Below are 12,535 nucleotides of genomic sequence, written 5' to 3'. Positions count from 1 at the left end.
TCGCCCCCCTCGGAATCTGATGTCCCGTCACTTCGCTCCCCGGCGTCTGCCCGTTCCCGACGCGGTCCCCCGATCCCGGACCATACACCAGGATCGTCACTCAGGGACAGGGGTGCAGTACTCTCCGTGACTACCAGGGGGCTTGCGAGCAGCGCACTCAGGGGGCGCGCGCCCGAGGGCGGCCGATCAGGTGGTGAGGACGACGTTCCCCGGCTCCTCCCCCGCCGCGAACCGGGTCAGCTGCGCCGCGAGCAGCCGCTTGGCGCGAGGCATGAACGCGGAGGTGGAGCCGCCCACATGGGGGCTCACCAGGACACCGGGAGCGTGCCAGAGGGGATGCCCGGCCGGCAGCGGCTCCGGGTCGGTGACGTCGAGCGCGGCGGTGATCCGGCCGCTCTCCGCCTCCTTGAGGAGCGCGGCCGTGTCCACCACGGGGCCGCGCGCCACGTTGACCAGGAGGGCGCCGTCCTTCATCCGGGCGAGGAACCCGGCGTCGGCGAGATGGCGGGTCCCGGGCGTCAGCGGGACGGAGAGCACGACCACGTCGGCCTCGGGCAGCAGGGCGGGCAGCTCCGCCAGGGCGTGCACCGGACCGCGCTCGGTGGCGCGCGCGGAGCGCGCGACGCGCACCACCCGCGCGCACTCGAAGGGAACGAGCCGGTCCTCGATGGCGGCGCCGATCGACCCGTACCCGACGATCAGCACGGACTTGTCGGCGAGCGCCGGGTAGAAGCCGGCCCGCCACTCCTCCGCGTCCTGGCCTCGCACGAAGCCGGGGATGCCGCGCAGCGAGGCGAGTATCAGGGCGAGGGTCAGTTCGGCGGTGCTGGCCTCGTGCACGCCGCGGGCGTTGCACAGCCGCACGCCGGGGCGCAGGGCGCCGAGCCCCGGGGTCACGTGGTCGATGCCCGCGGAGAGCGTCTGCACGACCCGGACGGAGTCCATCGCGGCCAGCGGCCGGCAGGCGATCTCCTCCCCCTTCATGTACGGCACCACGTAGAAGGCGCAGCGCGCCGGATCCGCGGGGAAGTCCGGGCCGCCGTCCCAGAAGCGGTAGTTGAGCCCCGACGCGCCCGGCGCGGGGAGCCCGTCGATCTCGTCGGCCGGAATCGGAAGCCACACGTCGGCGGCGGTGTCATCGAACGTCATGACCGGGAGGCTATGCGATGGATCCGGGGCGCCATTGGTTACTTTGGGGGGCGGCACAGGGAGGGGTACCGGCAGGTGGAGCGCAGGACGATCGGGGCGGCGGCGCTCGCGGTGGGTGCGGTGGGCCTCGGATGCATGCCGATGAGCTGGGCGTACAGCGGCTCGCAGCGGCGCGGCGACCGCTCCCTGCGGACGGTGCACGCGGCCCTGGACGCCGGGGTGAACCTGCTGGACACCGCCGACATGTACGGCCCGTTCACCAACGAGCTGCTGCTCGGGCGGGTGCTGAAGGAGCGCCGGGCGGACGCCTTCGTGTCGACCAAGTGCGGGCTGCTCGTGGGCGACGGGCATGTGGTGGCCAACGGCCGCCCCGGCTATGTGCGCAGGGCGTGCGACGCCTCGCTGCGCCGGCTCCAGACCGATGTGATCGACCTCTACCAGCTGCACCGGGCGGACCCGGAGGTGCCGGTGGAGGAGACCTGGGGAGCGATGGCCGACCTGGTGCGGGCGGGCAAGGTGCGGGCGCTCGGCCTGTGCGCGGTGGGTGCCCGTTCGACCCGGCGCGGGGCGCCGGGCGGCGGCTACGAGGGAACGATCCGGCAGCTGGAGCGGATCCAGCAGGTGTTCCCGGTCAGCGCGGTCGAGGCCGAGCTGTCGGTGTGGTCCCAGGAGGCGCTGGTGCGACTGCTGCCCTGGTGCGCGGCGCGGGGCGTGGGGTTCCTCGCCGCGATGCCGCTGGGCAGCGGTTATCTGACCGGGACGCTGACGCCGGGCGGCGGCTTCGAGGTGGACGACCCGCGGGCCCGGCACCCGCGTTTCACGGCCGAGATGATGGCGGCCAACCAGCCGCTGGTGGCGGGCCTGCGCCGGGTCGCGGCCCGGCACGGCGAGGACGTCACGCCGGCGCAGGTGGCGCTGGCCTGGGTGCTCTCCCGCGGCCCGCACGTGATCCCGATCCCCGGCGCGAAGCGGGAGCGGTGGGCGGTGGAGAACGCCCGCGCGGCGGGCCTGGTCCTCGACCGCGCCGACCTGGCGGAGATCGCGGCGCTGCCGGCGCCGAGGGGATCCTGGGACTAGGACTCTCGGCGGCCCTCCGAGACCCGCCGCGGGCGGATGGGAACCCGAACGGGCCGAGCGGTGTATCAAGAGCAGGAACCGCCGCGGGAAGGGATCGGGAGCATGGGTCGAAGGCGAGTCGTCGTGAAGGGCGTGGCGGGCGCTGTCGCCGCCCTGCTGCTGACCGCCGGGTGCGGGTCGCCCTCGGACGGGGACGGGGGGCCCACGGCCACACCGACCGCCTCGCGCGCGACCACCTCTCCGCCCCCCGCGACAAGCCCTCCGCGCGCGCCGGTGAGAGTGGCGGGGACGCTCACCGAGGACCTGAGATCGCCGTGGGGTCTGGCCGAGCTGCCCGGGGGCGATCTGCTGGTCTCCTCGCGCGACGAGCGGACGGTCACGCGCGTCTCGGCCAGGGACGGGCGCAAGACGCCGCTCGGCGAGGTCCCCGGGGTGGTGCCGGGCGGCGAGGGCGGTCTGATGGGCCTCGCGGTCCGGGACGGCTGGGTGTACGCGTACGTCACCTCCGCCTCGGACAACCGGATCGTCCGGATGCGGTACGGGGGCGGGGCCGGCGACCGGCTCGGGGCGCCGCAGCCGGTGCTGACGGGCATCCCGAAGGGTTTCGTGCACGACGGCGGCCGGATCGCCTTCGGCCCGGACGGGATGCTGTACGCGGGGACGGGCGAGACCGGCGAGACGGGGCTCGCCCAGGACAAGGGCTCGCTCGGCGGGAAGATCCTGCGGATGACCCCGGAGGGCCGCCCGGCGCCCGGCAACCCGTTCCCGGGCTCGGTCGTGTACTCGTACGGGCACCGCAATGTGCAGGGGCTCGCCTGGGACGCGGACGGGCGGCTGTGGGCGGCGGAGTTCGGGCAGAACACCTGGGACGAGCTGAATCTCATCCGGCCGGGGCGGAACTACGGCTGGCCCGAGGCCGAGGGGCGGGCGGGCCGCTCCGGGTTCACCGACCCGGTGGCGCAGTGGCCGACCTCGGAGGCCTCGCCGAGCGGGATCGCCTACGCGCGCGGCGCGATCTGGATGGCCGGGCTCAGAGGCGAGCGGCTGTGGCGCGTCCCGCTCTCCGGAGCGGAACGTTCCGGGGAGCCGCAGGCGTTCCTCTCGGGTGAGTACGGACGGCTGCGCACGGTCCTGGCGACCGGGGACGGCTCCCGGCTCTGGCTGGTGACCAGCGAGACCGACACCCGGGGCACCCCGGGGCCGGGCGACGACCGGATCCTCCGGCTGGAGGTCGGTTAGCACCTCAGAGGAGGCCGCACGTGTTCAACCTGATGGAAGAGCTCTTCGCGCCGGGCCGCAAGCACACCGACGACGAGCGCCGGCGGCTCGCCCTGACCCGGGAGGACCTGGGCGACGGGGCTCCGCACAAGGGGCCGATAGACCTGGCCTCGGGGAAGGTGACCGTACGGATACCCGTGGCCGCCGGGGCGCCTGACGGGTCAGGCGGGGGCGTCGACGAGCCGGAGGCGGTGGGCGAGGGCGGCGGCCTCGCCGCGGCCGGCGACGCCCAGCTTGGCGAGGATGTTGGAGACGTGGACGCTCGCCGTCTTCGGTGAGATGAACAGCTCCTCGGCGATCTGTCGGTTGGTGCGGCCCTCGGCGACCAGGCGCAGCACGTCCTGTTCGCGCGGGGTCAGGCCGAAGGCGTCGTCCTCGGCTTCGAGCGGCGCGGGCGCGGTGCGGTCGGGGGTGAGCGGGGTCAGGCGGGCGCGGGCCGCGAGGAGCTCGATGTCCTCGCGCAGCGGGTGGGCGCCGAGCCGGACGGCGGTGGAGTGGGCCTCGCGGAGCAGCGCGGCGGCCTCCTCGCGCCGGCCGCCCTCGGCGAGGAGGGCGTCGGCGAGCCGGTGCCGGGCCCGGGCCAGATCGTGGGGGCGGTCGAGCTCTTCGAAGGCGGCGACGACCTCGGCCCAGCGTTCGGCGGTGTCCCGGCCCTCGGCCCGGGCCAGTTCGGCGGAGACGTGCAGGGAGTGGGCCTGCCAGACGGGTGCCGGGGCGGCCAGGTTCCGTACGCAGCGGCGGATGAGGTCCAGGGCGGCGGGGCGGCCGTCGGCGGCGGCGGGCAGGCCCCGGGCGTCGGCCTCCGCGGTGACGGCGGCCAGGACGAGCGGCCAGCCGTAGCGGTGGGTGCCGGGCGGGAAGCCGGCCTCGGCCGCGGCGGCGAGGGCGGCCCGTACGTCGGTGAGGCGGCCCTCGGCGGCGGCCACGAGGATCTCCACGTGGGCCATCGGCAGGCTGTACTGCGGCATGGGGTCGCGGGTGCCGTAGCGGGCGGCGGCCTCGGCGAGGCGGGCGGTGGCCGGGGCGGGTTCGCCGCGCAGGACGGCGAGGAGGCCGAGCAGCATCAGGGCGGTGCCGCCCGGTTTGGTGCCGGCGGCCGCGGTGCGGAGCAGCAGTTCGGCTTCCTCCTGGCCGCGGTCCCACTCGCCGAGGGCGATCAGCGACTCGGCGAGGTTGGCCCGGATCCAGCCCGCGCTGTCGACCAGGCCGCGGGAGCGGGCCATGTCGATGCCGGTGGTGGCGATCTCGACGGACTCGTGGGAGCGGCCGAGCCCTTCCAGGCAGGAGGAGAGGTTCACATGGGTGCGGGCGGCCTCGTGGAACTGGCCGAGGGCCATGGTGCGTTCGCGTACGGCGTGGAGTTCGGCGAGTCCGCGCTCGGTGTCCCCGGCGGCCACCATGATGCAGCCGAGGGTGCCCCGGGCGGTGAGTTCGATGGCCTCGGCCTTGACGAGGCGCGCGTACGCGACGGCGCGTTCGGCGTCGGCGAGGGCGTCGGGGCCGGGGTTGCGGAGCATGCCCCAGCCGGCGGCGACGGCGAGCACCAGGGCGTGGACGGCGGAGGGCGGCAGTCCGCGGACGAGTTCCTGGGCGCGGGCGATCTCGGCCCAGCCGTCGCCGCGGGCCAGGTTGGACTGGAGCCGGGCGCGTTCGGTCCAGAACCAGGCGGCGCGCAGCGGGTCGTGTTCCTCGTCGGTGTCGAGCAGGCGCAGTGCCGTCTTGCCGATCTTCAGGGCGCGTTCGCGTTCGCCGCAGAGCCGGGCGGCGACGGCGGCCTCGGCGAGCAGGTCGAGGTAGCGCAGCGGGGTGGTCTCGGGGTCGCAGCCGCACGCGGGGTAGGCCTCGGCGTAGTCCATGGGGCGCAGGGCGCCGCGGACCTCGTCGGGGACCTCGTCCCACAGTTCCAGGGCGCGTTCGAGGAGCCGCAGCTGTTCGGCGTAGGCGTAGCGCTTGCGGGTCTCGACGGAGGCCCGCAGCACGGCGGGCAGGGCGCGGGCGGCGTCGCGGGAGTGGTACCAGTAGGTGGCGAGGCGGTTGGCGCGTTCGTCGGCGCGGACGAGGCCGGGGTCCTGCTCCAGGGCTTCGGCGTAGCGCCGGTTGAGGCGGGAGCGTTCGCCGGGCAGCAGGTCGTCGCTGACGGCCTCGCGGACCAGGGAGTGGCGGAAGCGGTAGCCGTCGCCGTCGGGGGCGGCGATGAGGATGTTGGCGCCGACGGCGGCCCGCAGGGCCTCGATGAGGTCGTCCTCGGAGAGCCGGGCGACGGCGGCGAGCAGGTCGAACTCGACGGTGGAGCCGCCCTCGGCGACGGTCCGCACGACGCGCTGGGCGTCCTCGGGGAGGGTCTCGACGCGGACCAGGAGGAGGTCGCGGAGGGATTCGCTGAGGGAGCCGGTGGCTTGGCCGCAGGCGTGGGAGGCGGCGAGTTCCTCGACGAAGAAGGCGTTGCCGTCGGAGCGTTCGAAGACCTCGGCGAGCAGGGCCGGGGCGGGTTCGGCGGCGAGGATGCCGGTGAGCTGGCGGTGCACCTCGGCGCGGGTGAAGCGGGAGAGCTCGATGCGGCGGACCGAGCGCAGCCGGTCGAGTTCGGCGAGGAGGGGGCGCAGCGGGTGGCGGCGGTGGATGTCGTCGGAGCGGTAGGTGGCGACGACCACGATCCGGCCGCGGTGCAGGGTGCGGAAGAGGTAGGCGAGCAGGTGCCGGGTGGAGGCGTCGGCCCAGTGCAGGTCCTCGAGGACGAGGACGACGGTGCGGTCGGCGGCGAGGCGTTCCAGGAGCCGTACGGTCAGCTCGAAGAGGCGGGCGGTGCCGTCCTCGGCGGCGGGCTCGTGGCTGCCGACGTCGCCGAATTCGGGCAGCAGCCGGGCGAGTTCGCCCTCCTGGCCGTCGGCGGCGGCGGCGAGTTCGGCGGGCAGGCGCCGGTGCAGGGCGCGCAGGGCGGTGGAGAAGGGCGCGAAGGGCAGTCCGTCGGCGCCGACCTCGACACAGCCGCCGACGGCGACGACGGCGCCCTGGGCGCGGGCGAGGTGGGTGAACTCCTCGACCAGGCGGGTCTTTCCGACGCCCGCCTCGCCGCCGACGAGCAGCGCCTGGGGCTCTCCCGCGCCGCCGCGGGAGAGCGCCTCGGTGAGGGTGGTGAGTTCACCGGCTCGGCCGACGAACACGGGGCTGACTGACCTGGTCTCCACGCCGCCGAGCATCGCACAGGCGTCCGTCGCCCCGCTCGTACGGGTCACGCGGCCCGTGTGAAGCGGTTCGGGTCGGCGCTCACCCGCCCTTCGGGATCCTGGCGGCGGGTCGCCCGGCGGACCGCCCGGCGTGCCTTGGCGGCGCGGACGGCCTCGCGCGTCAGGCGCTGGGCGGCGGCCTCGCGGATCAGCTCGGCGTGGTGGGCGCGGTGCAGCTCGTACGCGAACATCGTGTGCTCCCTGGGGTGTCGGATCCGGTGCCGGATCCGGTGTCGGTGTCGCTCCTTGCGATGCCTCCACTGTCGTCGCCCAGGGGGTGCGGCCACATCGGGCGTGTGCCGCATGTTCGGGGTACGGGGGGCCTTAGGCGCCCGCGAGGGGGCCTTAGGGGGCGGTCCTGGCGGCCCGCCATTCGGGGGCGAGGACGGACCAGACCTCCATGTCGGCGCGCTTGCCTCGGTAGCGGTAGCTCTCGCGCAGGACGCCGTCCCGGCGCATGCCGAGGCGGCGGGCGACGGCGATGCTCGGGGCGTTGGCGGAGGAGACGTGCCATTCGACGCGGTGGATGCCGCGCTGCTCGACGGCCCAGTCGATGATGACCCGGCAGGCGCGGGTGACCAGGCCCCGTCCGGCGTAGCCGGGCTCGACCCAGCAGCCGGCCTCGGCCAGCTCGTTCTCGGTGTCGAAGATCCGGAACATGACGCCGCCGACGAGCAGGCCGTCGACGCGGATGCCGTAGAGGTAGCCGGCGTCCTGGGCGGTCTTCTCGGCGTAGCGGACGAGGTGGGCGCGGGCGGAGGCCAGGTCGGTGACGATGTCGGGCAGGCCCACGTGGGCGCCGATGAAGTCCCGGCCGCGGTCGATGTGGGCGAGGAACTCCTCGGCCTGCCAGGGCTGAAGGGGGGTCAGCTCGGCACCGTCGTCACCCAGCGATATCGCGAACATCCTCGTTCTCCTCTGCCTGCGCGGCCTTCTCCGGCTGCGGAATGATCACCCGCGTGGGGATCTTCGCACGGGTGTCGGCCGCGACCCGGCACTCGGGCGGCTCGATGCTGATCCGCGGCAGTACGCGGTCGAGCGCGCGCGGCAGCCACCAGTTCGCCCCGCCCAGCATGTGCATCAGGGCGGGGACGAGGAGGGTGCGCAGGACGAAGGCGTCGAGGGCGACGGCGGCGGCGAGGGCGATGCCGAACATCGCGATCACGCGGTCGCCGGAGAGGACGAAGGCGAGGAAGACGGAGATCATGATGACCGCGGCCGAGTTGATCACCCGGCTGGTCTCGGCGAGGCCGACCCGGACGGCCCGGCGGTTGTCACCGGTCTCCAGCCACTCCTCGTACATCCGGCTGACCAGGAAGACCTGGTAGTCCATGGAGAGGCCGAAGAGCACCGATACCATGATCACGGGCAGGAAGGGTTCGATGGGGCCGGCGCTGCCGAGGCCGAGCGGTTCGCTCCCCCAGCCCCACTGGAAGATCGCGACGACCACGCCGAAGGCGGAGGCCACGGCGGCGACGTTCATGAGCGCGGCCTTCAGCGGGATGCCGATCGAGCGGAAGGCGAGCAGCAGCAGGACGCAGCCGAGCGCGATCACGACGCCGACGAAGAGCGGCAGCTTGCCCACGATGACCTCGGCGAAGTCGTCGTAGGAGGCGGTGACGCCGCCGACGTGGACCTGGAGCGACGAGCCGTCGGCGGCGGTCGGCAGGACGTCGTCGCGCAGCCGGTCGACGAGCTCGCTGGTGTCCTTGGACTGGGGCGAGGAGTCGGGGACCACGGTGAGCACGGCGGTGTCGCCGGAGCTGTTGTACGTGACCGGGGAGACGGTCTCGACGCCCTTGGTGATCGCGAGCCGCTCGGGCAGCTCGTCGAGGGCGAGCCGGTCGTCGGCGCCGTCGAGGGAGGCGACGAGGGTGAGCGGTCCGTTGACGCCGGGCCCGAAGCCCTCGGCGACCAGGTCGTAGGCCTGTCGGGTGGTCGCGGAGGCGGGGCCGTTGCCCTGGTCGGAGGTGCCGAGGTGGAGGGAGAAGGTCGGCAGGGCGAGGACCGCCATGACGACGGCGGCGACCACGCCGAGCAGCTTGGGGTGGCGCTCGACGAAGGCGGACCAGCGGGCGGCGAAGCCGGTCGGCAGCTCCGGCTGGGGGCCGTGCTCGGCGAGCTGTCGCCGTTCGCGGCGGCTGAGGGCGCGCATGCCGATGAAGGAGAGCAGCGCGGGCAGCAGGGTGACGGAGGCGGCGACGGTGAGGACGACGGTGAGGGAGGCGGCGATGGCGACGCCGTTGAGGAAACCGAGCCGCAGGATGAGCATGCCGAGCAGGGCGATGCAGACGGTGGCGCCGGCGAAGACGACGGCGCGCCCGGTGGTGGCGACCGCGATCCGGGCGGCCTCGGGCACGGGCAGGCCCCGTTTGAGGCCCTTGCGGTGCCGGGTGACGATGAACAGCGCGTAGTCGATGCCGACGCCGAGGCCGATGAGCATGCCGAGCATCGGGGCGAAGTCGGCGACCGTCATGACGTGGCCGAGGAGCACGATCCCGGCGTAGGCGGTGCCCACGCTGACCAGGGCGGTCGCGATGGGGAGCGCGGAGGCGGCGAGGGACCCGAAGGCGAGGAAGAGGACGACGGCCGCGACGACGACGCCGACGGCCTCGGCGACGTGTCCGCCGGGCGCCTCGGTGAGGGCGACGGCGGTACCGCCGAGCTCGACCCGGAGGTGGTCGCCCGCGGCGGCCTTGGCGGTGTCGACGAGGGCCTGGGCCTGGCCGACGGGGATGTCGTCGGCCTGGGCGCCGAAGGTGACGGTCGCGTACGCCGTGCGGCCGTCCTCGCTGATCTGGCCGGGAGCGGACTCGTAGGGGGAGGTGACGGAGGTGATGCCGGGCAGCTCGGCGACCTCGTCGAGCACGTCGGTCATCCGCTCCTCGACCGCGGCGGCGCGCACGCTGCCCCGGTCGGTGTGCCAGACGATGGTGTCGCTGTCGCCGCCGGCGCCGGGGAAGCCCCGTTCCAGCAGGGCGGTGGCGCGGCCGGACTCGGTGCCGGGGACCTCGTAGTCGTTGGAGTACGCGCTTCCGGCGACCGCCGCTCCCGTGGCGGTCCCGCCGAGGGCGAGGAGCCAGAGCAGAACGGCGACGAGGCGGTGCTTGATGCACCACCGTGCGATGGCTGCCAAAGGACGTGCTCCCTGGGTGGTTCGGTGCTCCGCCCACTCTCGCAGCCAATCGTGATCGTTTGCCCGTTTCGTGGCGATCCTCACAGGGCGTGCCGGGATACGGGCCGGTGGTCCCGTGGTCCGGCACGCCCTGCCCCTGAGCTGCGGCCTCAGCCCGACACGCTGGGGCGCCCGTTCTCGATGTGACCCATCAGGCGGCGGCGGAAGCCGTCGGGGCCGGTCACCTCGATGTCGTACCAGCCGTGGGCGTCGGCGGCGGAGTGCACGACGGTACGGGTCCTGCCGGGCCTCACGGTCACCGTACGGGTCCAGCGGCCGCGCTCGCCGAGGTCCTCCGGGTCGACGTACCCGAGCGGCCGGACCGTGAAGGCGACCGGGGCGTCCGTGTCGTTGCGGACGGTGAGGTGCAGGTCACGGTCGTGGTGGTCGATGCGCGAGAGGAGCTCGGCGCCGCCGGCCGCGGGGCCCTCGAACTCGCGCCGGAAGCCGTTGGGGCCGGTGATCGTGAAGCGGTAGTGATCACCCGTGAGGGGGACCCTCCAGGGTGCCGTGCCCCTGACGTCCTGGTGCTGCGGGACGGCGAACTCCCCCGCGTACGGATACAGGGCGAAGTGCGCGCTCGCCCGTCCGGTGTTGCGGAGGGTGACGGAGACCTGACCGTCCTCGACCTTCGCGTAGGCGTCCGGCTGGTACGGCAGGGGGCGGGCCGGGCGGGTGCCGGGCTCCTGGACGGGCATCGACTGGACGGCCGGCGGCTGCGGCCGCCAGCGGCCGGTGAACGGCGGGATCGGGCCCGGCTCCTCGACGGGCGGCTGCCGCCGGGTCCGGTGGAAGTCGAAGGCGGAGGTGAGGTCGCCGGTGACGGCCCGGCGCCAGGGGGTGATGTTGGGCTCCTCGACGCCGGTCAGCCGCTCCAGGAAGCGGATCACGGAGGTGTGGTCGAAGGTCTCGGAGCAGACGTAGCCGCCGACGGACCAGGGAGAGATCACGAGCAGCGGGACCCGGATGCCGAGTCCGGTGGGCAGGCCCTTCCAGCGCTCGTCGGTGTCGTCGGCGGGCGGCACGGGCGGCGGCACGTGGTCGAAGAAGCCGTCGTTCTCGTCGTAATTGATCAGGACGACGGTGTGGCGCCAGACGTCCGGGTGCGAGCCGAGGGCGTCGAGCACCTTGTAGACGAGGGTGGCGGAGGCGATCGGCGAGGAGGAGCCGGGGTGCTCGGAGTCGATCGCGGAGGGGACCAGGTAGGACACCTCGGGGAGGGTGCCGGCGGCGACGTCGGCGCGGAAGGCGTCGGCGAGGGTGCCGGTCTCGACCCGGCGCAGCCCCCGCTCGAAGAGGGAGCGCTCGGCGTCGGTGAGGGTCGCCACGCCCTCCTCCAGGAGGCCGAGGAGCCGGGCCCGCTCCGCGGCGTCGGCGCTCTCGCGGACGGCGGCGTAGAAGGACTCCATGAAGGTGTGTCCGCCGGTCTTCGCGAGTGCCTTGCGGGCGATCTTCTTGAAGCTGGTGAAGAACTCGATGTTGTTGTCGGTGAAGTTCTCCCACTCGGTGTACGTCTTCCAGCTGCGCCCGGCGGCTTCGAGCCGCTCGGCGTAGGTGGACCAGCCGTAGCCGGGGTGGGTGCCTTCCGCGTAGGCGGCGTTGGTGACGGCGCGGCTGCCGTCCGCCTCGTAGCCGGTCCAGCCGGACCAGAGGTGGTTGCGGTTGGGGCTGGTGGAGGTGTGGACCGAGGAGTGGTAGGCGTCGCAGATGGTGAAGGTGTCGGCGAGCTCGTAGTGCAGCGGGATGTCCCGCCGGTCGTAGTACGCCATGGTCGCCGCGGTCTTGGCCGAGACCCAGCCGTCCATCCAGCCGCCGCGCCAGGCCTTGCCGCCGCCGCTCCAGGAGTGGTCGAGGTCGCCGATGTACTGCAGGTCCTTGCGCTGCGCCTCGGCGGCGCCGCGCACCGGGAACGGCAGCACGGTCCGGCCGAGCGGGTCGGGCTGCTCGAACACCGATGCGCCAGAAGGCAGTTCGACGGCGTTGCGGTCGCCGAACCCGCGGACGCCGCGGAGGGTGCCGAAGTAATGGTCGAAGGAACGGTTCTCCTGCATCAGGATCACCACATGGCGCACCGCCGCCATCCCGCCGGCCGGCGGCTCGGCGGCCATCGCCGCCTGCAGCGACGGCGGCAGCAGCGATCCGGTGGCGGCGACCCCGAGGGCGCCTCCGCCGAGCGCGAGCAGCCTTCTGCGCGAAATCTCCGGTGACACGCCCCGACCTCCTCGTCGACAGCCAATGGTTCGCTTCCGAGCCATTGGGGGTACGGCGGGGACGGTAGTGAGCCGGGATGACCGCGAGAAGACCCGGCGGGGGCACGGCGATGAACGTCCAAGAACCCGGACTCGGAAGTCCAAGGACTCATTTCACGCCAATTCAGACATAGTGTGGATCGGGTGATTTCTCCGTCGAAGGACAGGTGTTTGACAGGAACCCCAAAGGAAGGAAAAGTACACGCCGCGCGAATTCTCCGTGTCACGTTCGATTCACGAACGTCGGTTCGCGCCGCGAGGCCAGCCGATCCTGTGACGGGTCAGGCTTCCGTACGCGCACGTGCGCGCATCCGCGTCCGCCAGTCAGCACCCGGGTGCCCGCCCGCGCGCCGGCGGAAGGGGCGGCCAGTTCTGACCGGCCG

Annotated in this window: 9 protein-coding genes; 3 read left to right on the top strand and 6 right to left on the bottom strand. The window is 73.7% G+C overall.

Going from position 1 to position 12,535, the window contains the following annotated elements; all coding sequences use genetic code 11:
* Positions 1–186: 186 nt before the first annotated feature.
* Positions 187–1,149, bottom strand: a complete 963-nt coding sequence (locus ABTZ91_RS08430) for a 2-hydroxyacid dehydrogenase (protein ID WP_352076346.1) — start codon at positions 1,147–1,149, stop codon at positions 187–189.
* A gap of 75 nt (positions 1,150–1,224) precedes the next feature.
* Between ABTZ91_RS08430 and ABTZ91_RS08425 the strand changes: the two genes are divergently transcribed.
* The 3 genes from ABTZ91_RS08425 to ABTZ91_RS08415 all read left to right on the top strand — a co-directional run bounded on the left by ABTZ91_RS08425 (position 1,225) and on the right by ABTZ91_RS08415 (position 3,782).
* On the top strand, positions 1,225–2,226 hold the full coding sequence (locus ABTZ91_RS08425; RefSeq protein WP_352076345.1) for an aldo/keto reductase: 1,002 nt from the start codon (positions 1,225–1,227) through the stop codon (positions 2,224–2,226).
* 102 nt (positions 2,227–2,328) lie between these two features.
* Positions 2,329–3,465 (top strand): PQQ-dependent sugar dehydrogenase, encoded by a 1,137-nt coding sequence (locus ABTZ91_RS08420; protein WP_352076344.1) that lies wholly within the window; start codon positions 2,329–2,331, stop codon positions 3,463–3,465.
* Positions 3,466–3,497: 32 nt separating this feature from the next.
* Complete coding sequence (locus tag ABTZ91_RS08415; RefSeq protein WP_352076402.1) at positions 3,498–3,782, top strand: DUF6191 domain-containing protein; 285 nt, start codon at positions 3,498–3,500, stop codon at positions 3,780–3,782.
* Here the strand turns inward: ABTZ91_RS08415 and ABTZ91_RS08410 are convergent.
* The 5 genes from ABTZ91_RS08410 to ABTZ91_RS08390 all read right to left on the bottom strand — a co-directional run bounded on the left by ABTZ91_RS08410 (position 3,666) and on the right by ABTZ91_RS08390 (position 12,158).
* The gene (locus ABTZ91_RS08410) at positions 3,666–6,701 is read right to left on the bottom strand and encodes an AAA family ATPase (protein WP_352076401.1); all 3,036 of its coding nucleotides are present in this window, start codon (positions 6,699–6,701) and stop codon (positions 3,666–3,668) included. The two genes, ABTZ91_RS08415 and ABTZ91_RS08410, sit on opposite strands and share 117 nt — an antisense overlap.
* Before the next feature lie 32 nt (positions 6,702–6,733).
* Positions 6,734–6,919, bottom strand: a complete 186-nt coding sequence (locus ABTZ91_RS08405) for a hypothetical protein (protein ID WP_352076343.1) — start codon at positions 6,917–6,919, stop codon at positions 6,734–6,736.
* A gap of 154 nt (positions 6,920–7,073) precedes the next feature.
* Positions 7,074–7,634: a GNAT family protein gene (locus ABTZ91_RS08400; protein WP_352076342.1), complete on the bottom strand. Its 561-nt coding sequence runs from the start codon at positions 7,632–7,634 to the stop codon at positions 7,074–7,076.
* Positions 7,612–9,864 (bottom strand): MMPL family transporter, encoded by a 2,253-nt coding sequence (locus ABTZ91_RS08395; RefSeq protein ID WP_352076341.1) that lies wholly within the window; start codon positions 9,862–9,864, stop codon positions 7,612–7,614. The genes ABTZ91_RS08400 and ABTZ91_RS08395 overlap by 23 nt, the downstream gene beginning before the upstream one ends.
* A 149-nt stretch (positions 9,865–10,013) precedes the next feature.
* Positions 10,014–12,158 carry a phosphocholine-specific phospholipase C gene (locus tag ABTZ91_RS08390; RefSeq protein ID WP_407077918.1) on the bottom strand — a complete coding sequence of 715 codons (2,145 nt, stop codon included), beginning with the start codon at positions 12,156–12,158 and terminating at the stop codon, positions 10,014–10,016.
* Positions 12,159–12,535: the final 377 nt, after the last annotated feature.

Source organism: Streptomyces sp. NPDC126499 (assembly GCF_040302485.1).
GTDB lineage: Bacteria > Actinomycetota > Actinomycetes > Streptomycetales > Streptomycetaceae > Streptomyces.
The sequence above is the reverse complement of the archived record's forward strand: the minus strand, read 5'-3'. Positions and strand labels throughout refer to the sequence as shown.

What these genes read in the sequence shown, in the direction of transcription:
- ABTZ91_RS08405 (WP_352076343.1), bottom strand. Translation starts at nt 6,919, where the DNA reads ATGTTCGCGTACGAGCTGCACCGCGCCCACCACGCCGAGCTGATCCGC.
- ABTZ91_RS08430 (WP_352076346.1), bottom strand. Translation starts at nt 1,149, where the DNA reads ATGACGTTCGATGACACCGCCGCCGACGTGTGGCTTCCGATTCCGGCC.
- ABTZ91_RS08415 (WP_352076402.1), top strand. Translation starts at nt 3,498, where the DNA reads ATGGAAGAGCTCTTCGCGCCGGGCCGCAAGCACACCGACGACGAGCGC.
- ABTZ91_RS08420 (WP_352076344.1), top strand. Translation starts at nt 2,329, where the DNA reads ATGGGTCGAAGGCGAGTCGTCGTGAAGGGCGTGGCGGGCGCTGTCGCC.
- ABTZ91_RS08390 (WP_407077918.1), bottom strand. Translation starts at nt 12,158, where the DNA reads ATGGCTCGGAAGCGAACCATTGGCTGTCGACGAGGAGGTCGGGGCGTG.
- ABTZ91_RS08410 (WP_352076401.1), bottom strand. Translation starts at nt 6,701, where the DNA reads ATGCTCGGCGGCGTGGAGACCAGGTCAGTCAGCCCCGTGTTCGTCGGC.
- ABTZ91_RS08400 (WP_352076342.1), bottom strand. Translation starts at nt 7,634, where the DNA reads ATGTTCGCGATATCGCTGGGTGACGACGGTGCCGAGCTGACCCCCCTT.